This is a genomic window from Pseudomonas sp. FW306-02-D09B (assembly GCF_058782685.1).
Window position 1 is genome coordinate 37,333 of sequence record NZ_JBYSXY010000002.1, and the last position, 24,016, is coordinate 61,348.

Below are 24,016 nucleotides of genomic sequence, written 5' to 3' on the forward strand. Positions count from 1 at the left end.
GAGTTAGCATCGCTCCCCTCTTTGGTGCGCCCGGACAACTTTCTGTCCGTAACTGTCGGTTTTAAAAAGAAAATCGGCTTTTTGCGCGCCTGACAACACTATGGGTTAGGGGAGTTGATGATGAAGAAGTATCTCTCGAGGCTGCTGCTCGGCGTCACGGCGCTGGTTGCCGTCAACGCGGCGCACGCCGGCGCCATCGACGACGCAGTCAAGCGTGGCACGCTGAAAGTCGGCATGGACCCGACCTACATGCCGTTTGAAATGACCAACAAGCGCGGCGAGATCATCGGCTTCGAAGTCGACATCCTCAAAGCCATGGCCAAGGCCATGGGCGTCAAGCTGGAGATGGTCTCCACCGGCTACGATGGGATCATCCCGGCCCTGATGACCGACAAGTTCGACATGATCGGCAGTGGCATGACCCTGACCCAGGAACGCAACCTGCGCCTGAATTTCAGCGAACCGTTCATCGTGGTCGGCCAGACATTGCTGATCCGCAAGGAGCTGGAAGGCACCATCACCTCCTACAAAGACCTGAACACCGCGGACTACCGCATCACCTCCAAGCTTGGCACCACCGGGGAAATGGTCGCGAAGAAGCTGATCTCGAAAGCCAAGTACCACGGTTACGACAACGAGCAGGAAGCCGTGCTCGACGTGGTCAACGGCAAGGCTGACGCCTTCATCTATGACGCGCCTTACAACGTCGTGGCGGTGAACAAGGTCGGCAACGGCAAACTGGTGTTCCTCGACAAGCCGTTCACCTACGAGCCACTGGCCTTCGGTCTGAAGAAGGGTGACTACGACAGCATCAACTTCATCAACAACTTCCTGCACCAGATCCACGAAGACGGCACCTACGATCGCATCCATGACAAGTGGTTCAAAGACTCCGCCTGGCTCAAGGACATGGAATAACGCCTGACAGGCGGCCTCAGTCAGATAGACCGCGCCGCCCCATTCGCGAGCAAGCCCGCTCCCACAGTAGACCGAGTCGCTAGCTAAGCACGCGATCCAATGTGGGAAGGGCCGGGCGACGTTCGCTTGCTCGCGAAGACGGCCTCACTGGCGACATAGAATTCGGAATTTGCTGACAAATGAAACAAAAAAAAGCCCAATGGCCCTGGCACGTGTTGACCGTGCTGGTGCTGATCGGCATGGCTGGTGCGTTGTATTACGCCACCTCGCTGATGTCTTACGAATGGCGCTGGAATCGCGTGCCGCAGTATTTCGCCTATCAGGCCGAAGAAACCCAGCGTGCCGCTGACATTTCCACCGTTAGCGAGCTGGTGCGCACTGGCAATAAGGCCGAAGTGACCCTGCGCAATGACGCCGGTGTCGAACAGCTGCTGAGCGTTGATGACAACAGCCTGCAAGTGGCCCGTGGCGACGACGTGGCGGAAGGCGATGTGGTCGGCGTGACCCGGCATTGGGCGGCAGGACCGCTGTTGTGGGGCCTGTGGACAACGTTGTGGCTGTCGCTGGTGTCGGGCGTGCTCGGGCTGTTGATCGGCCTGGCGACCGGTCTCTGTCGGCTGTCGAATAACCCGACCCTGCGTGATCTGTCGACCGTCTACATCGAGCTGGTGCGCGGTACGCCGCTACTGGTGCAGATATTCATCTTCTACTTCTTCATCGGTACGGTGCTGAACCTGTCCCGCGAGTTTGCCGGGATTGCCGCTCTGTCGCTGTTCACCGGTGCCTATGTGGCCGAGATCATTCGTTCTGGCGTGCAGTCGATTGCCCGTGGGCAGAACGAAGCCGCCCGTTCGCTGGGCTTGAGCGCTGGCCAGTCGATGCGCCACGTGGTGTTGCCGCAAGCGTTCAAGCGCGTGCTGCCACCGTTGGCCGGGCAATTCATCAGTCTGGTCAAGGACACCTCGCTGGTGTCGGTGATCGCTATTACCGAGTTGCTCAAGAGTGGCCGTGAAGTCATCACCACCTCGTTCTCGCCGTTCGAAATCCTGTTCTGCGTGGCGGGTCTGTACCTGTTGATCAACCTGCCGCTGTCGAAAATCGCCAGCCGGCTTGAGCGGAGGCTCGCGCAAAGTGATTGAAGTCCGCGATCTGGTAAAAGTCTTCGACACCCGCGGCCAAGTGGTCCGTGCGGTGGATAACGTCACCACTCGAGTGGCCAAGGGCGAAGTGTTGGTGGTGATTGGGCCGTCGGGTTCCGGCAAGTCGACCTTTCTGCGCTGCCTGAATGGCCTGGAAGCGTTCGACTCAGGCTCGGTGAGCATCGACGGTTTGCAACTGGCCGACCCGAAAACCGACGTCAACGCTTACCGCCGTGAAGTCGGGATGGTGTTCCAGCACTTCAACCTGTTCCCGCACATGACCGTGCTGGAAAACCTCTGCCTGGCGCAGAAAGTCGTGCGCAAGCGCGGCAAGCAGGAGCGCGAGGCCAAGGCTCTGGCACTGCTGGAAAAAGTTGGCATCGCGCAGAAGGCCCACGAGTTTCCGTCACGCCTCTCTGGCGGTCAGCAACAGCGCGTAGCGATTGCCCGGGCGCTGGCCATGGAGCCTAAGGTGATGTTGTTCGATGAGCCGACGTCGGCGCTGGACCCGGAAATGGTCGGCGAAGTGCTGGACGTGATGAAGACCCTGGCCGTGGAAGGCATGACCATGGTCTGCGTGACCCACGAAATGGGCTTTGCGCGGGAAGTCGCGGATCGGGTGCTGTTCTTCGATCATGGCAAATTGCTCGAAGACGCCTCGCCGGCCGAGTTCTTCGATGCGCCGAAGGACCCGCGAGCGCAGGCGTTTTTGCGGCAGGTTCTGTAACCTCGTCGCCTGTCGAATCGCTTTCGCGAGCAAGCCCGCTCCCACATTAGATTTTCGGCGAAAGCACTTTTTGTGTTTGACCGAGATCCAGTGTGGGAGCGGGCTTGCTCGCGAAAGCATCACCTCGGTCCAAAGCGAACCGAGGTATCTGCATCGCCTCAAACCCTGAACTTGCCCACCAGCATCTGCAAATGGGTGCCCAACCGCGCCAGCTCGACGCTGGAGGCCGCGGTCTCTTCGCTGGCGGCCGAGGTCTGGTCGGAAACGTCGCGCACGTTCAGCACGCTGCGGTTGATTTCCTCGGCCACGGCGCTCTGTTGTTCGGCGGCTGCGGCGATCTGCTGGTTCATCGCCTGAATTGCCGAGACAGTGCGAGTGATGTTGGACAGCGAACCGCCAGCGCGGCGGGTCAGTTCAACACTGCTGTCGGTCAGGCTGCGGCTGTTGTCCATGATGCTGGCGACCTGTTGAGTACCGCTTTGCAGGCCGACAATCAGCTCTTCGATCTCTTCGGTGGACTTCTGGGTGCGTTGCGCCAGGCTGCGCACTTCGTCGGCAACCACGGCAAAACCACGTCCGGCCTCACCGGCCCGTGCAGCCTCGATGGCCGCGTTGAGGGCCAGCAGGTTGGTTTGTTGGGCCACGGACTTGATCACATCCAGCACGCTGCCGATCTTGTCGCTCTCACGCTTGAGATGCCCCATGGCTTCAGTGGAGTTGCCGACTTCGGTGGCCAGGCGTTCGATCTGGGCGATGGCTTCGCCGACCACCTTGTCGCCTTCGCGGGCCTGCTGGTCAGCGGCGACGGCGGCTTCCGATGCTTCCTCGGCGTTGCGTGCGACTTCCTGTACGGTGGCGGCCATTTCGTTCATGGCGGTGGCCACCTGGTCGGTTTCAATCTTCTGGTTGTTGACCCCGGCGCTGGTCTGCTCGGTCACGGCTGAAAGTTCTTCGGCGGCGCTGGCGATCTGTGTCACGCCTTCGCTGATGCCGCCGATCAGTTCGCGCAGGCCGACGGTCATGCTCTGCATCGCGCGTTGCAGCTGGCCGAGTTCGTCGCGACGCTGGGAGACGAGATTGTGAGTCAAGTCGCCGGCAGCCACCCGTTCAGCAACTTTAAGAGTCTGGTTCAACGGGATGATGATCTGCCGGGTGATGGCCCAGGCAGCGAGCAGACCGAATGCCAGTGCCAGCGCGGTCACCAGCAGCAAGGTGTTTTTGGCTGCGGTGGCATCGCTATCACGCACGACGGTTTGGGCGGTGGTGAGTTTCTTGCTCAGCTCGAACAGCAGGTCGCCTTGCTCGGCCATGTCCTTGAGGGCGGTGGCGCTGGCCACCTGGGAATCGCGGTATTGGCTGACGGCAGCGCGGTAGGCGATCAACATGTCGGTGGCTTGTTGCAGGTTGGCGGTGTGCTGTTCCGGGAGTTTTTCCGGCAGGGTCTTGAGGTACTTCAAGGCGTTGTCGATGGCGTCCAGCGCCGGTTGCTCAGCCTCGACCTTGCCGCTGTAGGTGTAGCCGCGCACCTGGAAGCGTGCCTGCTGGATCAATTTGCTCAGCTCGATGACGCTATTGAACTGGGCGACGCTGTCACCTTGCAGCAGGGCTTTTTCGACTTCTGCCACGTGGGCTACGGCATTGTCGGCGCTGGCACCGAGTTTGGCACGGGCCGCTTCGCGGTTGGCGGTAGCCTGGGTCATGTCGGCAAAGGCGTGCTTGTACTTGCTGACGGCTTCAATCTGCTGATTGAGCATCGCCACATCGGCTGGCTGCTCGATCATCTTGAGAGCGCCTTGCAGGCCTGAGTCGAGCTTGTCCAGCAACTCGCTGACAGCGGCGGGGCCTTGTTCACCGCGACGCATTTCATAGTCCAGGCGAGCAATACGCAGGTCTTTGGTCAGCTCATTGAGGCTGGAAATATACCCGAGCTTGTCGCCGCGACTGATGATGCCGCTCATGCCCGTCCAGCCATCCACAGTGATCAGCAGGGTCAGGAGCAACACCAGGCCAAAGCCGATGCCAAGCTTGCGATTGACGCTCACATTTCCCAGGTGTTCGGCTAACCATCGGTACATGCTGCGGACTCCCTACGACCACGTTAATTGGATTTATAGAGAGACTATCGGCCGGAAGATGGAGATCTGTAGGCCGCCGCAATGTCTGGGGCGGCAGTCACTTGTGGCGAGGGAGCTTGCTCCCGTTCGGCTGCAAAGCAGTCGTAAAGTCGGTGGATGCGTTCTTGCTCGAAAAAAGCGATGGCCGCTTCGCGCCCAAGCGGGAGCAAGCTCCCTCGCCACAGGGCTGTGTTAGAAAAGGCGCGAAAGCAGGGCCGTGACGGCGGTTTCGACCCGCAGGATGCGGTCGCCGAGCTGTACCGGTTGCAGGCCGGCCTTGCTCAGCAGGTCGACTTCGTAGGGGATCCAGCCGCCTTCCGGGCCGATCGCCAGGGTTACCGGTTCGTCCAGCCCGCGGGGGCAGGGCGGGTACTGGCCGGGGTGGCCGATCAGCCCAAGGGTGCCGTCGGCGATGGCCGGGAGGCGATCTTCGACGAAGGGCTTGAAGCGTTTCTCGATAACGATCTCGGGCAACACGCTGTCGCGAGCCTGTTCGAGACCGAGGATCAGTTGCTCACGGATGGCCTCGGGTTCGAGGAACGGCGTCTGCCAGAAGCTCTTCTCGACCCGATAGCTGTTCACCAGCACGATTCGCGGCACACCCATGGCGGCGACCGTCTGGAACACTCTGCGCAGCATCTTCGGCCGTGGCAGGGCCAGCAGCAGGGTCAGCGGCAGCTTGGCCGGTGGCGGTTGGTCGAGGATGACACGCAGTTCGGCTTCGGTGGCTTCCAGGCGCAGCACTTCGGCTGAGCCCATCAAGCCGCCAATCCGCCCGACCCGCAGGCTGTCGCCGACTTCACAGCGGTGGACTTCCTGCATGTGAGTGAGTCGACGATCACGCAGGATCACCCGGTCGGCCGCAATGAAATCGGCCTCTTCGAGGAGCAGCAGGTTCACGGTTGAGTCGCTGGCGGCTGGTCGTTGTGATCGTCTGCCGGCTGGTCATCCGCCGGTTTTTCGCGTTTGCTGACCAGGCTGCCAAACACTATGCCGATCTCGAACAACAGCCACATCGGCACGGCCAGCAGGGTCTGCGAGAAGATGTCCGGCGGGGTCAGGATCATACCGACCACGAAGCAGCCGATGACCACGTACGGGCGGATCTTCTTCAGGTATTTGACGTCGACCACGCCGATCCACACCAGCAGCACCACGGCCACCGGGATCTCGAACGCCACGCCGAAGGCGAAGAACAGCGTCATGACGAAATCCAGGTAACTGGTGATGTCGGTCATCATTTCTACACCCGCCGGAGTGGCCGAGGCGAAGAACTTGAAGATCAGCGGGAACACCAGGAAGTAGGCGAACGCCATGCCGGTGTAGAACAACAGGATGCTGGAGACCAGCAGCGGCACCGCGATACGCTTTTCATGCTTGTACAGGCCCGGCGCGATGAAACCCCAGATCTGATGCAGGATCACCGGGATCGCCAGGAACAGCGAGACCATCATGGTCAGCTTCAACGGCGTCAGGAATGGCGAGGACACGTCGGTGGCGATCATCGTCGCGCCGGCCGGCAAATACTGGCGTAGCGGTATCGAGACGAAGGTGTAGATCTGCTGGGTGAAGGCGAACAACCCGGCGAAGATCAGGAAAATCGCCGCGACGCAGCGCAGCAGGCGAGTGCGCAACTCGGTGAGGTGCGAAACCAGCGGCATGTGCTGGTCGGATTCCGGAATATCGCTCATGGGGCTCGCGGCGGCAGTGTTGGGTCGTGGGGAGCCGGCGCAGTGGTTGCCGCCGCAGGAGTAACAGGGGCTGTCGGTGGTGCGGCAACGACCGCTGGAGGCGGCTCGACCGGTGTTGCGACAGCTGCAGTTTCGGCAGCAGGCGCAGGCGCCTGAACCGTCTGCTCGGCTACCGTCTCGACTGGCGTCGGCTGCTGGGCTGGATTGAGGATTTTGCGGGCCTCTTGTTCCAGCGACAGAATGTGCTCGTTGTGCAGTTGCCGGCGAATCTCGTCGGCACCGATTTCACGTTCAACTTCCTGTTTGATCGCGTTAAAGCTGCGCTTCAGGCGTCCGATCCACAGGCCGGCGGTGCGCGCAGCGCCCGGCAGACGCTCGGGGCCCAGCACCAGCAGGGCAACGAGGCCGACAAGCAGCAGTTCAGAGAAGCTGATACCGAACATTAGTCTGTGCTCACGAGTCTTTGCGGGTCGGCTCTTCGACTTTATGGGCCTGCACGTCGATGGTGTGCGGCTCTTTCAGGGTCGAGGCCTGTGGCTGCACCGGCGCTGTTGGCTGTGCAGTGGTCGGCGGCACGACGGGTTCGGCAGGCTTCTCTTCGTCGTTCATGGCTTTGCGAAAGCCCTTGATCGTTTCGCCGACATCGGTGCCGAGGTTTTTCAGTTTTTTGGTGCCGAATACCAGTACGACGACAATCAGGATGACGATCCAGTGTTTCCAGTCAAAAATGCCCATGTTGCTGCTCCTCTCTAATAGTTATTCAGGCGGACGGGCGCGAGGCTTTCTCGACGTGACCGGACAGGCCGAAGCGGCGGTCCAGCTCATCGAGGACAGCCTGCGGATGCTGCCCCAGTTGGGCGAGCATGACCATACTATGGAACCACAGATCAGCGGTTTCGTAGATTACATCACTGCAATCTCCGCTGATGGCGGCGTCTTTGGCGGCAATGATCGTCTCGACCGATTCTTCGCCGACTTTTTCCAGAATCTTGTTCAAGCCCTTGTGGTAAAGGCTGGCGACATAGGAGCTGTCGGCGGCAGCGCCTTTACGCTCTTCCAGCACTTGGGCCAGACGGGTCAGGGTGTCAGTCATGTTTGTGGTCCGAATAGATGGCGTGCGGGTCCTTGAGCACCGGGTCGACGGTTTTCCAGTCGCCGTTTTCATAGACGCGGTAGAAGCAGCTTTGGCGGCCGGTGTGACAGGCGATGTCGCCGATCTGCTCGACCATCAGAATGATCACGTCGGCGTCACAGTCCAGGCGCATCTCATGCAGTGTTTGCACATGCCCGGACTCTTCGCCCTTGCGCCACAGCTTGCCACGCGAACGTGACCAGTAGATGGCGCGGTTCTCGGCGGCGGTCAGTTCCAGCGCTTCGCGGTTCATCCAGGCCATCATCAGCACGCGCCCGGTTTTATGGTCCTGGGCGATCGCCGGCACCAGGCCGTCGCTGTCCCATTTGATCTCGTCCAGCCAATCTTTCATCTTCGACTCCGACAGCGGGCTCGACACTTCAGTAGTGGAACCCTGGCGTTGGAACAGTGTGCCAGCGTGCAGCGCGGCTGGCTATCGTCGAACGATCAGATACAAGCCCACGGCTACCATGATTGCGCCGGGCCAATGGCCCAGTCCGTCCAGAGGGCCGCCGGCCAGCAGGATCGCACCGCCCGCCAGATGCGCGGTGCCAAGCAGGCGCAGGAACCAGTCATCCGAACGACGATGCCAGGCCGGTGGCGGGTTTATGGCGTGTGGCTGCGACAGGCGATCGAGCAGGTCGCGGGTCATGTTGGCCAGGTGCGGCAGTTGTTCGACCTGGTTGTGCAGATTGCCAAGCAAGGTTTTCGGGCTGACGCGTTCGCGCATCCAGCGTTCGAGGAACGGTTGGGCGGTGTTCCACAGGTCCAGTTCCGGGTACAGCTGACGGCCCAGGCCTTCGATGTTGAGCAGGGTTTTCTGCAAAAGAACCAGTTGTGGCTGCACTTCCATGTTGAAGCGTCGCGCCGTCTGGAACAGGCGCATCAGCACCTGGCCGAAGGAAATATCCTTTAGCGGTTTTTCGAAAATCGGCTCGCAGACCGTACGGATTGCCGCTTCGAATTCGTTGAGTTTGGTTTCCGCCGGCACCCAGCCCGAATCGATGTGCAGTTGGGCGACCCGGCGATAGTCGCGCTTGAAGAAGGCGAACAGGTTGCGTGCCAGATAGTCCTGGTCTTCAGGCGTCAGGCTGCCGACGATCCCGCAGTCGATCGCAATGTACTGCGGGCTCCACGGCTGCACGGTGCTGACGAAGATGTTGCCGGGGTGCATGTCGGCGTGGAAGAAGCTGTCGCGGAACACCTGGGTGAAGAAGATCTCCACGCCACGTTCGGCGAGCATTTTCATGTCGGTGCGCTGGTCGGCGAGGGTCGCCAGGTCCGTGACCTGAATCCCGTAGATGCGCTCCATCACCAACACTTTTGGTCGGCACCAGTCCCAGTAGACTTGCGGCACGTACAACAACGGCGAGCCGTCGAAGTTGCGCCTCAGTTGGCTGGCATTAGCCGCTTCGCGCAACAGGTCGAGTTCGTCGAAGATGGTTTTTTCGTAGTCGCTGACCACCTCCACCGGGTGCAGCAGGCGGGCGTCGGCGGAGAGTTTTTCCGCTGCGCGGGCGAGGATGAACAGCCAGGCCAGGTCTTGTGCGATCACCGGTTTGAGGCCCGGGCGTATGACCTTGACCACCACTTCTTCGCCGCTCTTCAACTGCGCCGCATGAACTTGCGCCACCGAAGCCGAAGCCAGTGGCTCGATGTCGAATCGGCTGAACACATCGCTGATTTTTTTGCCCAGCTGTTCTTCGATCAGCTTGACCGCTACCTGCGAGTCAAACGGCGGCACGCGGTCCTGCAACAGCATCAGCTCATCGGCGATGTCTTCGGGCAGCAGGTCGCGGCGGGTCGAAAGAATCTGTCCGAACTTGATGAAAATCGGCCCCAGGTCCTGCAAGGCCAGCCGCAGGCGCGCGCCCCGGCTCAGGTCCAGGGTTTTACGCGGAAACCAGCGCCATGGCAGCGCATAACGCAGCCCCAGCAGGAACCACGGCAGTGGCAGGGCGAACAGCAGGTCATCGAGGCGGTAGCGGATCACGACGCGCTGGATGCGCAACAAACGGCGGACGGCAAGCAGCTTCATGCGTTATCGCTTGAATCAAGGGATCGGGAAAGACGCTCGAAGCGCGCCTCAAGACGTTCCAGATCAAGTTTGATCTGGTCCAGTTCACTAAACCGCGCTTCGGCTTCGCGCTGGCCGACGAGGGCGCGCGATTCTTCGGCGAGGTAGTCTGCAAGATTCTGGTTCAGGCTGGCGAAACCTTGCTGATACCAGCGTGCGCGGCTGCGCAAGTGACCGCCCAGCAGTTGCGTGGCGACCGGGCCGAGCCAGCGCGAGAGTTCGTATTCCCAGTCCAGCTCCAGGTCCTGAAGGACTGCCGCGAGTTCCAGCAGCACGCCGCTGTCGCCGTCGAGTTCAACTTCAGGAGCATGCAGGACCGCCGTCTTGTCCTTGCTCAGGGCCAGCTTGAGCAGGCTTGCCGCCGGTGCGCGCAAGGTGCAGTCGGCGTCCGCGGCCCAGTGTGCTGCCAGCATCAGGCCTTCGTTGCTGGGCACAATGAACATCTGCAACGCCGGGCTGCGGCAATCGACGGCAATCACCTTGCCGCTCAAATGCGCCAGACGCGGCAGCGCCGTGCTGTCGAGCCGCAACACCCGGTTGAGGCCGAGTTCGACGCTGGCGAGCAGGCCGGCGAGCAACATCAGGGTTTGATGCCGCGGTGCAGGGCGACGATGCCTGCGGTCATGTTGTGGTAGGTCACGCGGTCGAAACCGGCTTCAACCATCATCGACTTCAGGGTTTCCTGATTCGGGTGCATGCGGATCGATTCGGCCAGGTAGCGATAGCTTTCCGAGTCATTGGTGATCAGCTTGCCCATCAACGGCATGAAGGCGAACGAGTAGGCGTCGTAGGCCTTGGACATCAGCGCGTTGGTCGGTTTGGAGAATTCCAGCACCAGCAAGCGCCCGCCCGGTTTGAGCACCCGCAGCATGGAGCGCAGGGCGTCTTCCTTGTGGGTGACGTTGCGCAGGCCGAACGCGATGGTCACGCAGTCGAAGTGGTTGTCCGGGAACGGCAGCTTTTCAGCGTCGGCCTGAACGAATTCGACGTTGCCGGCCACACCCAGATCCAGCAGGCGGTCACGACCGACCTTGAGCATGGATTCGTTGATGTCGGCGAGCACGACCTGGCCGGTCGGACCGACAAGGTGCGAGAACTTTCTGGTCAGGTCGCCGGTGCCACCGGCGATGTCCAGCACGCGGTTGCCGGTGCGAACGCCCGACAGTTCGATCGCGAAACGCTTCCACAAACGATGCATGCCGCCCGACAGGAGGTCGTTCATCAGGTCGTATTTGGCGGCTACCGAGTGGAAAACCTCAGCGACTTTTTCCGCTTTCTGGCTTTCCGGAACGTTTTTGAAGCCGAAGTGAGTGGTGGGTTCGGCATCGCTGCCTTTGCGCTGATCAGTCATATCGCTGTCACCAAAAGAGAATGCGCGACATTCTAATCCCCAAGGCATGCTTTGTCTTGGCAAGGCTGAAGGTAAGATAGGCAACCGCCCGGACGTTTTGACGCAGCAGGGGTCAGAATGCGTGAGGCAAGTCCCGATAAAGCAGGAGTCATTCAGTGGCCCATATTAGTGTTGAGCGTACCCACGGCCTGGGTAAGGAAGCAGCCCGCGAGAAGGCTGACAAACTGGCGGAAAAACTGGCGACGCAATATGGCCTGGAACCTCAGTGGTCGGGCGACACCCTGAACCTCAAGCGTTCCGGGGTAAAAGGCGCCGTGTATGTGGGCGACACCTCGATCAGGGTCGATGTCGAACTCGGCCTGTTGATGTCAGCCATGAGCGGCACCATCAAGTCGGAAATCGAAAGAGCCCTCGATAAAGCACTGGTCTGACCGGGTCTTTGCGTGGAATGAGATTAAATGTGGGAGCGGGCTTGCTCGCGAAAGCGCCAGGTCAGTCGATATCAATGTTGAATGACACACCGCATTCGCGAGCAAGCGAACGTCGCCCGGCCCTTCCCACATTTGCCTGTGGTTCGCCCGAAGGTTTATGTCAGTTGTTAGGGTGCCGTTTCTAATTTTTCTCACTACGTTGTGCCTGAGCCCGACGCTTGACGGGCAGTTCCTCAAACCTTCTGCGCGTGAGGTGCACCATGGCCAAAGTTACTTTGAAGAAAAAAACTGACGTTCAGCCGACTGCGTTGAACGAAGTGAAATCCTATGCCCGCAAGATCTGGCTGGCAGGCCTGGGTGCCTACACCAAGGTCGGTCAGGAAGGCAGCGAGTACTTTCAGGAGTTGATCAAGGCTGGTCAAACTGTTGAAAAGAAAGGCAAAAAAGTCGTTGCCGAGAAGCTTGAAGCGGCCAACGCCGAGATTGATGAAGCCAAGAGTGAAGTCAGTACCTTCAAAGGCAAAGTCGAAGTTCAGCTCGACAAAGTCGAGAAGGCTTTCGACACGCGTGTCGCAAGTGCCTTGAATCGTATCGGCATTCCGTCTAAACATGACGTTGAGACACTCTCTGCTAAGCTCGATGAGCTGACGGCATTGCTCGAACGCGTCGCGCGTAAACATTAAGGAGAACGGGATGGCTGGTAAAAAGAACACCGAGAAAGAAGGCAGCTCGTGGATTGGGAAAGTCGAAGACTACTCCCGCAAAATCTGGCTTGCTGGTTTAGGCGTGTACTCGAAGATCGACACTGACGGCAGCAAACTCTTCGAGTCATTGGTCAAAGATGGCGAGAAAGCCGAGAAGCTCACCAAGAGCGCTGTCGGCAAAACTGTCGACGCTGCCAAAGACTCCGCTCAATCGGCCAAGTCGCGTATCAGTGGTGTCAAAGATCGCGCGCTGGGCAAGTGGGATGAACTGGAAGGGGCTTTCGACAAGCGTCTGAACAGTGCGATTTCGCGTCTTGGCGTGCCAAGCCGCAATGAAGTCAAAGCGCTGCACAGTAAGGTCGATACCCTGACCAAGCAAATCGAAAAACTCACCGGTGCCAAGGTTGCGCCTGTTGCCGCTAAAACGGCAGCAGCCAAACCGGCCGCTAAAACTGCCGCCAAACCCCTGGTCAAAGCTGCCGCAAAAACGGCTGCCAAACCAGCGGCTAAAGCGCCAGCCAAGCCGGCAGCTAAAACCGCGGCAGCCAAACCTGCAGCGGCCAAGCCAGCAGCCAAACCGGCAGTTGCCAAAGCCGCCGTCAAGCCTGCTGCTGCGAAGAAGCCAGTAGCCAAAAAGCCTGCAGCCCCGAAAGTGGCCGCAGCGAAACCGGCAGTGGCCGCCGCCAAACCGGCAGCACCGGTCAGCCCGGCGAACTCCGCCGCGGCGCCAACCCCTGCTGTGACCCCGACTGTAGCGCCAACCCCATCGGCGCCAACCAGTCAGTCCTGATTAACCCAGGGCACGCAAAAACGCCCGGCCTGCGAAGGTCGGGCGTTTTTGTTTGTGCTGAATGCATTCTCGAAAACACTAAAGAACCAATGTGGGAGCGGGCTTGCTCGCGAAGGGGTCATAACATTCAGCATCAAAGTTGAATGTCAGATCGCTTTCGCGAGCAAGCCCGCTCCCACACTGGATTTTCGTCGCATGGAGGCTGTGCTAGTCGTGCTCTTCCAGATACTGCAACGCCAACTGCTCGGTTGCGAGTTTCGCCGACGGCGGCAGGTGCGGCGCCACCAGCATCATGATCTGGTAGACCACCACGCGTACTTCGCCTTCGCGATCGAGAATCCGTTGATAGTCCAGGGAAAACAGCAAGGTCATGGTGATCTGTTCCACCAGTTGCCCCAGTGCCTGGGTATCGCTGACCAATTGCCCCTGAGCCTTCAGCTGCGCCAGTAACGAGGCCAGTGTGCGCTTGAGGGCATTGAGCAGATTACGAATGCCCTTGGCCAGTTTCGGCAAGCGCCCGGCCAGGTTCGACAGGTCCTGGAACAGGAAGCGGTAGTGCGCCAGGCGTTCGACGATCAGGTGCAGGAACAGCCAGTAATCCTCCGGTGCCAGTTGCACGTCCGACGGCGGATCGAGCAAGGGCGTCAATTCGCTCTGGAAGCGCTCGAACAACCCGAGAATCAGCGGCTCCTTGCCGTGAAAGTGGTAGTAGAGGTTGCCGGGGCTGATCCCCAGCTCATTGGCAACTTCCATGGTAGAGACATTTGGCTCGCCCTTTTGGTTGAACAGCAGCAGGGCACATTCAAGAATCCGGTCGCGGGTTTTCATCCAGTCTTCTTAGTGATTCGTCAGGCCACGGCCGACACTTCAGGCCGTGGCGCGGGGAGAGTTCAGCGTACGCGCACGTAGGTGCCTGGCGCCGCCTCCATCGGTGGATAGTTCTGGTTGCCAAGGGCCATCAGCGTTTCGCGCTGAGTGCCGGAACGTTCCTGAATCCAGCTCAGCCACTGGTTCCACCAACTGCCGTCGACGTGTTTGGCGTCGTAGTACCAGGCCCGTGGATCGCTGCTCAGTTTCGGGCTCTCGACGTAGTTGGCCTTGGGGTTGCTCGGTGGGTTGAGAATGCTCTGCACGTGGCCGCTGTTGGACAGCACGAAGCGCCGCTCACCGCCCAGCAGCAGTGTCGAGCGGTACACCGCATCCCAAGGTGTGATGTGGTCGTTGATCCCGGCGACGCTGAAGCTGTCGACGTTGACCTTCTGCAAGTCGATCGGCGTGCCGCAGACCTCCAGTCCGCCAGGATGGGTCAGCGGGTTGTGCTTGAAGAAGTCCAGCAGGTCGCCATGAAAAGCGGCCGGCAGGCGAGTGTTGTCGTTGTTCCAGTAGAGAATGTCGAAGGCTGGCGGCTCTTTGCCCAGCAGGTAGTTGTTGACCCAGTAGTTCCAGATCAGGTCGTTGGGGCGCATCCAGGCGAATACCTTGGCCATGTCGCGACCTTCGAGTACACCTTTCTGGTAGGAGCGTCGCTTGGCCGCCTCGAGGGTTTGTTCGTCGGCAAACAGGGTCGCCGGGCTTTCCAGTTCACTGTCGAGCAGGCTCACCAGATAGGTCGCGCTCGAGACCCGACGCAGCTGCCTCTTGGCTTGCAGATGTCCTTGCAGGGCGGCGATGGTCAGGCCGCCGGCGCAGGCGCCCATCAGGTTGACCTCGCGGCTGCCGCTGATCGCCCGGCAGACGTTCAGTGCTTCTTCCACGGCCTCGACGTAACTCGACAAACCCCATTCGCGATGACGGACATCCGGGTTGCGCCAGCTGACCATGAACACCTGCAGGCCGTTTTTCAGCGCGAACTGGACGAAGCTGTTGTGCGGGCTCAAGTCGAAAATGTAGTACTTGTTGATCTGCGGCGGTACCACCAGCAGCGGCCTTGCGTACTGCTTTTCGCTCATCGGCTTGTACTGCATCAACTCCAGCAGTTCATTGCGAAACACCACGGCACCGGTGGTGGTGGCTACCGTTTTGCCGACTTCGAAGGCGTGCTTGGTCACCTGGCTGGGCAGGCCATTGTTGTGCATCAGGTCGTCGAACAGATGGCTGAGGCCGCGCACCAGACTGTGGCCGCCTGAGTTGAACAGCTCCTTGACCGCCAGCGGGTTAAGCAAGGTGTTGGACGGCGAGACGGCGTCGTTGAGCAGGGTAAAGGCAAAGTGCGCGCGTGCTCGGTCATCGGCGGGCATGCCGCTTTCATCGATCCATTTTTTGATCTGCTTCTGCCAGCTCAGGTAAGTCTGAAGGCCGCGTCGGTAAAACGGATTGAGGGCCCAGCTCGGGTCGGCGAAGCGGCTGTCCGAAGGGTTGGGCTGATGCAGGGTCTCGCCCAGTAGTACCCGGCCCAGCTGGCCACCCAACGCCAGTGCGTGTTTGGCACTCTGTACAGGGTGACGCAAGCCGTGAGCGGCGACACTGCGCAGAGTCGAGAACAGATCCCGGCCGCGCAGACCGGTGATCGCACTCTGGGCATTGATGAATGCGGCGGGTGGAGGAAAGGCGCCCGGCGCTTTTTTGTCTCGCATGAGTCAACACTCCTTCGTCAAGCCATCAACAAGTACATCAATTCCGAATAGACACCATAGTCGCTTCGGACCTCCCTTGCGGCTTTCGACACGCCTGTCGACATACGCAGTACGTTATGTGCCGCCGAACGATCCCGGGTGCGGATGCATCACCGCCCGTTGGCGTTCTTCCTGGAGAAATTTCATGATGATCGGAGCGACGGCTTCAGCCCGAGTGATCAGGAATAAATGGCCGTCGTCGATTATGTGTAGCTGGGCATTGGGAATACGCCAGGCGAGTACCCGCATATTGATCAGCGGAATGAGCGGGTCATCGTCACCGGCCAGCACCAGGGTCGGCTGATTGATTTTGTGCAGCCAGTGAATACTGGTCCAGCCCAGGCCCGCGAACAGCTGCCAGTAGTAGCCAAGCTTGCCCGCCGAACGCACTTTGCTGGCGTGCTCCGCCGCGAGGTTCGGATCACGACGGAACGAACCACCATAAATCAGCGGCGCAATGCGAATCACGTGGGATGGCTGGATATAGCGTCTTGGGCTGGCCATCATCCACAGCACTTTCGGTTTGCCCGGCACCATCACCATGCCCGCTGCCGTCGCTGCCAACACCAGTTTCTTGCAGCGCTCGGGGTAGTCGAATGCGAACTGTTGGGCGAGTGCCCCGCCCCACGAAACACCGACCACGTTGACTTGCCCGTAATCGAGGTAGTCGAGCATCCGAGCGGTCAGCTTGGCCAGCCCGGGAAAGCGGTAAGGGTGGGTAGGCGTCGATGAACCGCCGACACCGGGGACATCGAAGGCGATCACTTCCAGGTCCGGGTCGAGCGCCTGGACGAACGGAAACACCAGCTCAAGGTTGGCGCCGATGCCGTTGAAAATCAGCAAGGGCGTCAAGTGAGGCTTGCCGGGGCGTACCGCGGTGCGGATGGTTTGACCATCCAGGTCGACAGTACGAAATATGAACGGTTGCGGCATGCTTCAAGCCCTGTGGGTGGATCGTTATCCCTGTAGGAGCACGGCTTGCCGGCGATGGCGTCCTTGAGGTCGCCATCGCGAGCAGGCTCGGCTTCTGCAGGTTTGTGGTCAGTTAACGTTCATGCACATAAGTCCCCGGTGATGCCTCACCTGCCGCATAGGTCTTGTTGCCGAGTACGGTCGGGGCTTTTTTCAGCTTGCCCGAACGCTCGGCCTGCCAGGCCTGCCAGTGCAGCCACCAGGAGTCAGTGTGCTTGGTTGAGTTTTCCATCCAGTCGTTGGCATGGACCGGCATCTCGGTGCTGGTCATGTAACGGGATTTCGGGTTGCCCGGCGGGTTCAGAATGCTCTGGATATGGCCGCTGCTGGACAACACGAATTCGACTTTGCCACCGAACAGCTGCGCCGATTTGTAGCACGACTTCCACGGTGTGATGTGGTCGTTGGTGCCCGCCAGGGAGTAGACGTCTGCCGTGACCTGCTTGAGGTCGATGGGCGTACCGCACACTTCCAGTGCATCAGGACGGATCAGTGGGTTGTTTTTGAACAGTTCGATCAGGTCGCCGTGGAACGCCGCCGGTAGGCGGGTGGTGTCGTTGTTCCAGAACAGAATGTCGAAGACCGGCGGCTCGTTGCCCAGCAGGTAGTTGTTGACCCAGTAGTTCCAGATCAGGTCGTTGGGGCGCATCCAGGCGAAGACCTTGGCCATGTCGCGACCTTCAAGCACACCGGCCTGATAGGAATGACGCTTGGCGGCTTCCAGGGTTTGTTCGTCGACGAACAGCGCGACCTGGGAATCAAGGGTGGTGTCGAGCACGCTGACCAGCAGCGTCAGGGCGTTGACCTTCTTCTCGCCGATCGCCGCGTAGTGGCCCAGCAGCGCGGTGCAGGTGATGCCGCCGGAGCAGGCGCCGAGCATGTTCACGTCTTTGCTGCCGGTGATCGCGGTGACCACATCGACCGCTTCCTTGAGCGCTTCGATGTAGGTCGACAAACCCCATTCACGTTGGGCCTTGGTCGGGTTGCGCCAGCTGACGATGAAGGTCTGCACATTGTTGCGCAGGCAGAAGCGCGCGAGGCTTTTGTCCGGGCTCAGGTCGAAGACGTAGAACTTGTTGATCTGTGGTGGAACGACCAGCAGTGGGCGTTCGTGCACTTGTTCAGTGATTGGCCGGTACTGGATCAGCTCCAGCACATCGTTGCGGAAAACCACCGCGCCTTCGGTGGTGCCCAGGCTCTTGCCGACTTCGAAGGCGCCCATGTTGACCTGGCTCGGCATGCCGCCGTTGTGCACCAGATCCTTGGCCAGGTGCGAGAGGCCGTCGAGCAGGCTTTTGCCGCCGGTTTCGAAGAAGCGTTTGACGGCAGCAGGGTTGGCCGCGCTGTTGGTCGGGGCCATGGCCTCGGTCATCAGGTTGATCACGAAGTGTGCGCGGCTGATGTCCTGGGCGGACAGATTGCTTTCACCAATCCAGTCGTGGAGTTCCTTGCGCCACGCCAGGTAGGTTTGCAGATAACGCCTGTAGAGCGGGTTCTGACTCCACGCCGGATCGTTGAAACGACGGTCATCGTTTTCCGGTTGCAGCTCGGATCTACCGAGCATCACGTTCTTGAGCTCAATGCCAAAATGCGCGACATGCTTGACGCTGTGGATGGGTTGTTTGATGGCCTGGGTCAGCACCATGCGGGCAGAGGTAAGCAGATCCTTTCGACGCAAGCCGATGACCGGATTAAGCCCCAGGGTATTTTCCGAGGCTTGAAGTTTCAGGTCATCGTTATTCTTGTTACTCATCTACGACGCTCCATTGTCCTGAGGCGAGTACCTGAGTCCTGCTGTGTAGTCACACAGCAAATGCCGGGTACACGCTCGGGTGACCGTTAGTTGTACATCGCTGACTTTTTCATTCAGGAGGCGCGCTGCACAGAACTTGCCAGATCCATTGGTTACCCGAGTTTAATTTTTTTCGCAAGCAGGCCGATCCTCGGCACCGCAGCCCAGCATTCAAACAGATGAAATTAGAAAATGCCCTCTAAAGAGCGCGGGCCTTGAGCTAGAGCATCAGCTTGACGACAGACTCGTTTGGATCGCGGGTCTTTCCGGCGGCTTTGAGCTCGGCAAGATAATCGTCCCAGAGTGCGTCATATCGTCGCGCCAACTGATAGAGATATTCCCAGGTGAACAGACCGCTGTCGTGGCCGTCATCGAAGGTCAATTTCAGTGCGTACTGACCGGCCGGTTCTACCTTGGTCAGGCCTACGCCGATCTTGCCAAATTGAAGGATGGGTTTGCCGTGGCCCTGGACCTCGGCGGAAGGAGAGTGCACGCGCAAGAATTCTGCGCTCAGGTGATAGACCTCATCGGGCGCGTATTGCAGCTCCAGGGTTTTCGAGGCTTTGTGCAGTTTGATGGCGGTGGGGAGTTTGGTCATGACCTGTCGTCCGTCTGTAGGGAGCGTTGGCCTGATCCCTGTAGGAGCACGGCTTGCCGGCGATGGCGATTTCAACGGCGCCATCGCCGGCAAGCCGTGCTCCTACGGGAGGCGCATGACCTACAGGATATAACGGGACAGGTCTTCGTTCTGCGCCAATTCGCCGAGGTGGCTGTTGACGTAGTCAGCGTCGATGCGGATCGGCTCTTCGCTGTGGGTGCTGGCCAGATCGCTGGCGCTGAACGACACCTCTTCGAGCAGACGCTCAAGCAGGGTGTGCAGGCGACGGGCACCGATGTTCTCGGTCTTCTCGTTGACCTGCCAGGCGATCTCCGCCACGCGTTTGATGCCGTCCGGCTGGAACTCGATCGTCACGCCTTCGGTTTTCAGCAGGGCGCAATACTGCTCGGTGAGCGAGGCATGCGGCTCGCTGAGGATGCGCTCGAAGTCTTCCGGTGTGAGGGCCTTGAGTTCGACGCGGATCGGCAGGCGGCCTTGCAGTTCGGGCACCAGATCGCTTGGCTTGCTCAGGTGGAACGCACCGGAAGCGATGAACAGGATGTGGTCGGTCTTGACCATGCCCAGTTTGGTGTTGACCGTGCAGCCTTCGATCAGCGGTAGCAGGTCGCGCTGTACGCCTTCGCGGGACACGTCGACGCCGCCGGTATTGCCGCGCTTGGCGACTTTGTCGATTTCGTCGATGAACACGATGCCATGCTGTTCGACCGCTTCCAGCGCCTTGGCCTTGAGTTCTTCATCATTGACCAGGCGGCTGGCTTCTTCGTCGCGCACCAGTCTCAGCGCTTCCTTGACCTTGAGCTTGCGGCTCTTGCGCGCGCCCTTGCCCATGTTGGCGAACAGGCTTTGCAACTGGTTGGTCATTTCTTCCATGCCCGGTGGCGCGGAGATATCGACGCCGGACACTTCGGCGACTTCGATTTCAATCTCCTTGTCATCCAGCTGACCTTCGCGCAGGCGCTTGCGGAACAGTTGGCGGGTGTTGGAATCCTGGGCCGGCGCGGAGTCTTCGTTGCTGAAGCCCATGCGTGCCGGTGGCAGCAGTGCATCGAGGATGCGCTCTTCGGCGGCATCTTCGGCGCGATGGCGAACCTTGGTCATTTCCTGTTCGCGCAGCAACTTGATCGCTGCATCGGCGAGGTCACGAATGATCGACTCGACGTCACGGCCGACATAGCCGACCTCGGTGAACTTGGTCGCTTCAACCTTGATGAATGGCGCATTGGCGAGTTTGGCCAGGCGACGGGCGATTTCGGTTTTACCGACACCGGTCGGGCCAATCATCAGAATGTTCTTGGGTGTTACTTCAACGCGCAGCTCTTCAGGCAGTTGCATCCGGCGCCAGCGGTTACGCAGGGCGATGGCGACGGCGCGCTTGGCATCGTCCTGGCCGATGATATGGCGACTGAGTTCATGGACGATTTCGCGGGGAGTCATTGGCATGGTAATGGGTGGTCCTCAAGCAAAAATGAATGCCGTGGCGTGATGGCCGAAACAGGCTTATTCGCTGAGATCCTGCTCCTCAATGGTGAAGTTGTGGTTGGTGAAAACACAGATGTCGCCGGCGATGCCCAGAGCGGTTTCGACGATTTCACGGGCCGACAGATCGGTTTTCTTCAGCAGGGCGCTGGCCGCGGCCTGAGCGTAACCGCCGCCGGAACCCATGGCGATCAGGCCTTCTTCGGGTTCGACCACATCGCCGTTACCGGTGATGATCAGAGAGGCGTCTTTGTTGGCGACTGCAAGCATCGCTTCGAGGCGGCTGAGGGAGCGGTCGGTGCGCCATTCTTTGGCGAGTTCGACGGCGGCGCGAACCAGGTGGCCCTGGTGCTTTTCAAGCTGGCCTTCGAAACGTTCGAAAAGGGTAAAGGCGTCAGCGGTGGCGCCAGCAAACCCGGCGATGACCTGACCGTGGTACAGGCGGCGAACTTTCTTCGCGTTGCCTTTCATCACGGTATTGCCGAGAGAAACCTGGCCGTCGCCGCCCATGACGACTTTGCCGTGGCGGCGAACTGAAACGATGGTGGTCAAGGGAAGAGTCTCCACGCAGCGGGGCGAAAATGCCTTATCCCAACTCATATGGGGGTGGTGAGGCGTTTTTCAACTGCGGGGCGCAGGAGGGGATGAGCGGTGTACATCAAGCGTGTGGCGAGGGGGCTTGCCCCCGTTGGGGCGCGAAGCGGCCCGGTAATCAGCCACCACGCCGTTTCAGGTCGAGCCGGGATAGCGATTTACGGTCGCTTCGCAACCGAACGGGGGCAAGCCCCCTCGCCACAAAAGCAGATTGCTCCCGCAAATGGGGGAGCAATCATCAGAAGTCAGCGGCTTTGGCGTTGTTGTAACAACAGGTTGCTGAAACCGCTGCCAGCCAGTTGTTTCTGGGCGGTGGTCAGCTGTTCGCGGTTGCTGAACGGGCCGACCAGCACGCGGTACCAGGTCTCGTCCTTCACCGTGCCGGACTCCACCGAAACTGCCTGGCCGAGCAGAATGATCTGCGCACGAACCTTGTCGGCGTCGGCTTCCTTGCGGAACGAGCCAGCCTGCAGGAAGAACTTGGTCACCGGCGCCGCTTTCGCCACGGGTGGCGCTGGCGGCGGGGTAACGCCGCTCAGGGCTGCCTGCGCACGCGCGGTGTCGATCTTCGCCGCTTCTGCCGGGGTTACCGGTGCAACGGGTGCAGTCTGCGGCGTCGGCAGGGTTTTCTCCGGCACGGCATCCGGCGGCACGATGACCTCCGATTCCGGCAGCAAGGTGTAGAAGTCGTATTTCGGCTTCACCGGTTGCGTCGGGCTCGGCGGGGTCTTGTTGGCCTCGGCGATCTTGCTGGCTTTCTGTTGTTCGACCTTCTCGCGCTTGACGCTTTCGCTGCCTTTACCCGGCTCCAGCTTCATCAGGAACACGATGAAGGCGCCCACGGTCAGGCCGATGGCCATCCACAGCCATCCCGGAATCGGCTTTTTTGCAGGAGCTTGGTAACGGCTGGCGCCACGCTTTGGTGCTGGTTTTTTCTTGGCAGCCAACTTACATACGCTCCAGAGTTTCCAGACCCAAGAGTTCCAGGCCTTGCTTGAGGGTGCGACCGGTCAATGCGGCGAGGCGCAAGCGGCTTTGCATTTGTGCCGGAGTTTCGGCGCTGAGGATCGGGCAGTTCTCGTAGAAGCTGGAGAACAGACCGGCTACATCGTACAGGTAGGTGCAGAGGATGTGCGGCGTGCCTTTTTCGGCGACGTTGTTCAGCACTTCACCGAACTGCGCCAGCTTGGCGGCCAGTTCGTGTTCGTGAGTGGCCTCGAGGACGATCTGCCCTTCGACTTCGCTGAAGTCCTTGCCGAGTTTGCGGAACACGCCGGCCACGCGAGTGTAGGCGTACAGCAGGTACGGCGCGGTGTTGCCTTCGAAGTTCAGCATCAGGTCGAAGTTGAAGCTGTAGTCGCTGGTGCGGTGCTTGGACAGGTCGGCGTATTTCACCGCGCCAATGCCCACGACTTTGGCGATGTTGCGCAGGTCGGCTTCGGCAAGCTCGGGGTTCTTTTCCTTCACTAGCGTGTAGGCGCGTTCCTTGGCTTCGTTCAGCAGGTCGATCAGCTTCACGGTGCCGCCATCACGGGTCTTGAACGGACGGCCATCGGCGCCGTTCATGGTGCCGAAGCCCATGTGCTCCATTTCCATCGGATGGGTCACGAAACCGGCCAGGCGAGCCACTTCGAATACCTGCTGGAAATGCAGGGCCTGACGTTGGTCGACGAAGTACAGCACTCGATCGGCTTTCAGCACGCCGTTACGGTAGCGCACGGCCGCCAGGTCAGTGGTGGCGTAGAGGTAGCCGCCATCGGCCTTGACGATGATTACCGGCAGCGGGTCGCCGTCGGCATTCTTGAATTCGTCGAGGAACACGCACTGGGCGCCGTTGCTCTCGACCAGCATGCCTTTGGCCTTGAGGTCGTTGACCACGTTGATCAGGTCGTCGTTGTAGGCACTTTCGCCCATCACGTCGGCCATGGTCAGTTTGACGTTCAGCTGTTCGTAGATTTTCTGGCAGTGGGACAGGGAAATGTCTTTGAACTTGGTCCACAGCGCCAGGCAGTCCGGGTCACCGGCTTGCAGCTTGACCACCAGGCCACGGGCGCGGTCGGCGAATTCTTCGGATTCGTCGAAGCGCTGCTTGGCGGCGCGGTAGAAGTTTTCCAGGTCCGACAGCTCGTCGCTGGTGATCGGGTTTTCTTGCAGGTACGCCATCAGCATGCCGAACTGGGTGCCCCAGTCGCCGACGTGGTTCTGGCGGATCACTGTATCGCCGAGGAACTCCAGTACGCGCGCCACGCCGTCGCCGATGATGGTCGAGCGCAAGTGACCGACGTGCATCTCTTTGGCCAGGTTCGGCGCCGATAAGTCGACCACAGTGCGCTGCACGGGACCTGCCTTGCGCACGCCGATGTGGGCATCGGCCAGGGCGGCGTCCAGGCGCGAGGCCAGGGCCTGGGTGTTCTGGAAGAAGTTGAGGAAGCCCGGGCCGGCGATTTCGGTTTTGCTGACGTTTTCGTCAACCGGCAGCGCAGCGATGATTTTTTCCGCCAGATCGCGCGGTTTCATGCCGGCCGGTTTAGCCAGCATCATGGCGATGTTGCTGGCGAAGTCGCCGTGAGTCTTGTCACGGGAGTTCTCCACCTGAATCGCCGGCGTCAGGCCTTCAGGCAACACACCGTCGGTAACGAGTTGGGTGAGGGCTTGCTGGATCAACTGGCGAATGGTGTCTTTCATGGTCTTCTCTTTCAACCGCAGAGCGGCGGCGCATCAATGCGCAGGTGGAAAAACTGGGCATTATCCGTTGCGAAGTCGGGCTTGCCAACCATTGTAGGTTCATTGCGGACTTACGGTGATTGATTACCTTGTGGCGAGGGAGCTTGCTCCCGCTGGGGCGCGGAGCGGCCCTGAAATCGGGTGCTGCATTCT

Annotated in this window: 25 protein-coding genes and 1 pseudogene; 6 read left to right on the forward strand and 20 right to left on the reverse strand. The window is 60.1% G+C overall.

All coding sequences use genetic code 11. The features are described from left to right. The first annotated feature begins 120 nt into the window (after window positions 1–120). From AC3WK5_RS04485 to AC3WK5_RS04495, 3 genes are all read left to right on the forward strand, one after another. The gene (locus tag AC3WK5_RS04485; RefSeq protein WP_054595199.1) at window positions 121–918 is read left to right on the forward strand and encodes a transporter substrate-binding domain-containing protein; all 798 of its coding nucleotides are present in this window, start codon (window positions 121–123) and stop codon (window positions 916–918) included. Window positions 919–1,097: 179 nt separating this feature from the next. Further along, window positions 1,098–2,057 carry an amino acid ABC transporter permease gene (locus AC3WK5_RS04490; protein ID WP_103317078.1) on the forward strand — a complete coding sequence of 320 codons (960 nt, stop codon included), beginning with the start codon at window positions 1,098–1,100 and terminating at the stop codon, window positions 2,055–2,057. Then, complete coding sequence (locus AC3WK5_RS04495; RefSeq protein WP_054595201.1) at window positions 2,050–2,784, forward strand: amino acid ABC transporter ATP-binding protein; 735 nt, start codon at window positions 2,050–2,052, stop codon at window positions 2,782–2,784. Before AC3WK5_RS04490 ends, AC3WK5_RS04495 begins: the two co-directional genes overlap by 8 nt. A 158-nt stretch (window positions 2,785–2,942) precedes the next feature. On the opposite strand, the gene AC3WK5_RS04500 is transcribed toward AC3WK5_RS04495, so the two are convergent. From AC3WK5_RS04500 to ubiE, 11 genes and pseudogenes are all read right to left on the reverse strand, one after another. Next, window positions 2,943–3,815, reverse strand: coding sequence for a methyl-accepting chemotaxis protein (locus AC3WK5_RS04500; RefSeq protein WP_371917726.1), 873 nt, complete (start codon window positions 3,813–3,815; stop codon window positions 2,943–2,945). Beyond that, window positions 3,801–4,859: pseudogene (locus AC3WK5_RS04505) on the reverse strand (methyl-accepting chemotaxis protein); the annotation flags it as partial. The pseudogene AC3WK5_RS04505 and the gene AC3WK5_RS04500, both read right to left, overlap by 15 nt. A gap of 231 nt (window positions 4,860–5,090) precedes the next feature. Further along, the gene (locus AC3WK5_RS04510) at window positions 5,091–5,798 is read right to left on the reverse strand and encodes a 16S rRNA (uracil(1498)-N(3))-methyltransferase (RefSeq protein WP_103317082.1); all 708 of its coding nucleotides are present in this window, start codon (window positions 5,796–5,798) and stop codon (window positions 5,091–5,093) included. Further along, on the reverse strand, window positions 5,795–6,589 hold the full coding sequence (gene tatC / locus AC3WK5_RS04515; RefSeq protein ID WP_103317084.1) for a twin-arginine translocase subunit TatC: 795 nt from the start codon (window positions 6,587–6,589) through the stop codon (window positions 5,795–5,797). The genes AC3WK5_RS04510 and tatC overlap by 4 nt, the downstream gene beginning before the upstream one ends. After that, window positions 6,586–7,032 carry a Sec-independent protein translocase protein TatB gene (tatB, locus tag AC3WK5_RS04520; protein WP_103317086.1) on the reverse strand — a complete coding sequence of 149 codons (447 nt, stop codon included), beginning with the start codon at window positions 7,030–7,032 and terminating at the stop codon, window positions 6,586–6,588. The genes tatC and tatB overlap by 4 nt, the downstream gene beginning before the upstream one ends. A 10-nt stretch (window positions 7,033–7,042) precedes the next feature. Next, entirely contained in the window at window positions 7,043–7,324 is a 282-nt protein-coding gene (locus AC3WK5_RS04525) for a twin-arginine translocase TatA/TatE family subunit (protein ID WP_103317087.1), read from the reverse strand. Window positions 7,325–7,349: 25 nt separating this feature from the next. Next, window positions 7,350–7,682, reverse strand: coding sequence for a phosphoribosyl-ATP diphosphatase (locus tag AC3WK5_RS04530; RefSeq protein ID WP_018929162.1), 333 nt, complete (start codon window positions 7,680–7,682; stop codon window positions 7,350–7,352). Further along, complete coding sequence (gene hisI / locus AC3WK5_RS04535) at window positions 7,675–8,073, reverse strand: phosphoribosyl-AMP cyclohydrolase (protein WP_054595207.1); 399 nt, start codon at window positions 8,071–8,073, stop codon at window positions 7,675–7,677. Before hisI ends, AC3WK5_RS04530 begins: the two co-directional genes overlap by 8 nt. A gap of 81 nt (window positions 8,074–8,154) precedes the next feature. Further along, entirely contained in the window at window positions 8,155–9,759 is a 1,605-nt protein-coding gene (gene ubiB, locus AC3WK5_RS04540) for a ubiquinone biosynthesis regulatory protein kinase UbiB (RefSeq protein WP_103317089.1), read from the reverse strand. Further along, the gene (locus AC3WK5_RS04545; protein ID WP_103317091.1) at window positions 9,756–10,379 is read right to left on the reverse strand and encodes a ubiquinone biosynthesis accessory factor UbiJ; all 624 of its coding nucleotides are present in this window, start codon (window positions 10,377–10,379) and stop codon (window positions 9,756–9,758) included. Before AC3WK5_RS04545 ends, ubiB begins: the two co-directional genes overlap by 4 nt. Next, complete coding sequence (ubiE, locus tag AC3WK5_RS04550; protein WP_007989286.1) at window positions 10,379–11,149, reverse strand: bifunctional demethylmenaquinone methyltransferase/2-methoxy-6-polyprenyl-1,4-benzoquinol methylase UbiE; 771 nt, start codon at window positions 11,147–11,149, stop codon at window positions 10,379–10,381. The genes AC3WK5_RS04545 and ubiE overlap by 1 nt, the downstream gene beginning before the upstream one ends. 155 nt (window positions 11,150–11,304) lie before the next feature. Between ubiE and AC3WK5_RS04555 the strand changes: the two genes are divergently transcribed. The 3 genes from AC3WK5_RS04555 to AC3WK5_RS04565 all read left to right on the forward strand — a co-directional run bounded on the left by AC3WK5_RS04555 (window position 11,305) and on the right by AC3WK5_RS04565 (window position 13,074). Next, on the forward strand, window positions 11,305–11,580 hold the full coding sequence (locus tag AC3WK5_RS04555) for a polyhydroxyalkanoic acid system family protein (protein WP_103317094.1): 276 nt from the start codon (window positions 11,305–11,307) through the stop codon (window positions 11,578–11,580). 260 nt (window positions 11,581–11,840) lie between these two features. Beyond that, the gene (locus AC3WK5_RS04560) at window positions 11,841–12,263 is read left to right on the forward strand and encodes a phasin family protein (RefSeq protein ID WP_054595211.1); all 423 of its coding nucleotides are present in this window, start codon (window positions 11,841–11,843) and stop codon (window positions 12,261–12,263) included. Between the two features lie 10 nt (window positions 12,264–12,273). Beyond that, window positions 12,274–13,074, forward strand: a complete 801-nt coding sequence (locus AC3WK5_RS04565; RefSeq protein ID WP_103317096.1) for a phasin family protein — start codon at window positions 12,274–12,276, stop codon at window positions 13,072–13,074. A 207-nt stretch (window positions 13,075–13,281) separates the two neighbouring features. Here the strand turns inward: AC3WK5_RS04565 and AC3WK5_RS04570 are convergent, their stop codons facing one another. The 9 genes from AC3WK5_RS04570 to argS all read right to left on the reverse strand — a co-directional run bounded on the left by AC3WK5_RS04570 (window position 13,282) and on the right by argS (window position 23,824). After that, entirely contained in the window at window positions 13,282–13,902 is a 621-nt protein-coding gene (locus AC3WK5_RS04570; protein WP_054595213.1) for a TetR/AcrR family transcriptional regulator, read from the reverse strand. Window positions 13,903–13,964: 62 nt separating this feature from the next. Next, the gene (gene phaC, locus AC3WK5_RS04575) at window positions 13,965–15,647 is read right to left on the reverse strand and encodes a class II poly(R)-hydroxyalkanoic acid synthase (RefSeq protein WP_103317098.1); all 1,683 of its coding nucleotides are present in this window, start codon (window positions 15,645–15,647) and stop codon (window positions 13,965–13,967) included. A 114-nt stretch (window positions 15,648–15,761) separates the two neighbouring features. After that, window positions 15,762–16,619 carry a poly(3-hydroxyalkanoate) depolymerase gene (gene phaZ / locus AC3WK5_RS04580; protein WP_054595215.1) on the reverse strand — a complete coding sequence of 286 codons (858 nt, stop codon included), beginning with the start codon at window positions 16,617–16,619 and terminating at the stop codon, window positions 15,762–15,764. 112 nt (window positions 16,620–16,731) lie between these two features. After that, on the reverse strand, window positions 16,732–18,411 hold the full coding sequence (gene phaC / locus AC3WK5_RS04585; RefSeq protein ID WP_103317100.1) for a class II poly(R)-hydroxyalkanoic acid synthase: 1,680 nt from the start codon (window positions 18,409–18,411) through the stop codon (window positions 16,732–16,734). Window positions 18,412–18,670: 259 nt separating this feature from the next. After that, complete coding sequence (locus AC3WK5_RS04590; RefSeq protein WP_103317103.1) at window positions 18,671–19,048, reverse strand: gamma-butyrobetaine hydroxylase family protein; 378 nt, start codon at window positions 19,046–19,048, stop codon at window positions 18,671–18,673. A gap of 120 nt (window positions 19,049–19,168) precedes the next feature. Then, complete coding sequence (gene hslU / locus AC3WK5_RS04595; RefSeq protein ID WP_054595218.1) at window positions 19,169–20,509, reverse strand: ATP-dependent protease ATPase subunit HslU; 1,341 nt, start codon at window positions 20,507–20,509, stop codon at window positions 19,169–19,171. 57 nt (window positions 20,510–20,566) lie between these two features. Next, entirely contained in the window at window positions 20,567–21,097 is a 531-nt protein-coding gene (gene hslV, locus AC3WK5_RS04600; RefSeq protein WP_054595219.1) for an ATP-dependent protease subunit HslV, read from the reverse strand. Between the two features lie 287 nt (window positions 21,098–21,384). Then, window positions 21,385–22,086, reverse strand: coding sequence for an SPOR domain-containing protein (locus AC3WK5_RS04605; RefSeq protein ID WP_054595220.1), 702 nt, complete (start codon window positions 22,084–22,086; stop codon window positions 21,385–21,387). 1 nt (window position 22,087) lies between these two features. Next, window positions 22,088–23,824 carry an arginine--tRNA ligase gene (gene argS / locus AC3WK5_RS04610; RefSeq protein WP_103317105.1) on the reverse strand — a complete coding sequence of 579 codons (1,737 nt, stop codon included), beginning with the start codon at window positions 23,822–23,824 and terminating at the stop codon, window positions 22,088–22,090. Window positions 23,825–24,016 lie beyond the last annotated feature (192 nt).

Coding starts and splice junctions, on each gene's coding strand:
- AC3WK5_RS04545 (WP_103317091.1), bottom strand. CDS start 10,379: ATGTTGCTCGCCGGCCTGCTCGCCAGCGTCGAACTCGGCCTCAACCGG.
- hslU (WP_054595218.1), bottom strand. CDS start 20,509: ATGCCAATGACTCCCCGCGAAATCGTCCATGAACTCAGTCGCCATATC.
- phaC (WP_103317100.1), bottom strand. CDS start 18,411: ATGAGTAACAAGAATAACGATGACCTGAAACTTCAAGCCTCGGAAAAT.
- AC3WK5_RS04565 (WP_103317096.1), top strand. CDS start 12,274: ATGGCTGGTAAAAAGAACACCGAGAAAGAAGGCAGCTCGTGGATTGGG.
- phaC (WP_103317098.1), bottom strand. CDS start 15,647: ATGCGAGACAAAAAAGCGCCGGGCGCCTTTCCTCCACCCGCCGCATTC.
- AC3WK5_RS04490 (WP_103317078.1), top strand. CDS start 1,098: ATGAAACAAAAAAAAGCCCAATGGCCCTGGCACGTGTTGACCGTGCTG.
- AC3WK5_RS04485 (WP_054595199.1), top strand. CDS start 121: ATGAAGAAGTATCTCTCGAGGCTGCTGCTCGGCGTCACGGCGCTGGTT.
- argS (WP_103317105.1), bottom strand. CDS start 23,824: ATGAAAGACACCATTCGCCAGTTGATCCAGCAAGCCCTCACCCAACTC.
- tatC (WP_103317084.1), bottom strand. CDS start 6,589: ATGAGCGATATTCCGGAATCCGACCAGCACATGCCGCTGGTTTCGCAC.
- AC3WK5_RS04500 (WP_371917726.1), bottom strand. CDS start 3,815: ATGCAGAGCATGACCGTCGGCCTGCGCGAACTGATCGGCGGCATCAGC.
- AC3WK5_RS04590 (WP_103317103.1), bottom strand. CDS start 19,048: ATGACCAAACTCCCCACCGCCATCAAACTGCACAAAGCCTCGAAAACC.
- hisI (WP_054595207.1), bottom strand. CDS start 8,073: ATGAAAGATTGGCTGGACGAGATCAAATGGGACAGCGACGGCCTGGTG.
- AC3WK5_RS04570 (WP_054595213.1), bottom strand. CDS start 13,902: ATGAAAACCCGCGACCGGATTCTTGAATGTGCCCTGCTGCTGTTCAAC.
- ubiE (WP_007989286.1), bottom strand. CDS start 11,149: ATGACTGATCAGCGCAAAGGCAGCGATGCCGAACCCACCACTCACTTC.
- AC3WK5_RS04525 (WP_103317087.1), bottom strand. CDS start 7,324: ATGGGCATTTTTGACTGGAAACACTGGATCGTCATCCTGATTGTCGTC.
- AC3WK5_RS04530 (WP_018929162.1), bottom strand. CDS start 7,682: ATGACTGACACCCTGACCCGTCTGGCCCAAGTGCTGGAAGAGCGTAAA.
- ubiB (WP_103317089.1), bottom strand. CDS start 9,759: ATGAAGCTGCTTGCCGTCCGCCGTTTGTTGCGCATCCAGCGCGTCGTG.
- AC3WK5_RS04560 (WP_054595211.1), top strand. CDS start 11,841: ATGGCCAAAGTTACTTTGAAGAAAAAAACTGACGTTCAGCCGACTGCG.
- tatB (WP_103317086.1), bottom strand. CDS start 7,032: ATGTTCGGTATCAGCTTCTCTGAACTGCTGCTTGTCGGCCTCGTTGCC.
- phaZ (WP_054595215.1), bottom strand. CDS start 16,619: ATGCCGCAACCGTTCATATTTCGTACTGTCGACCTGGATGGTCAAACC.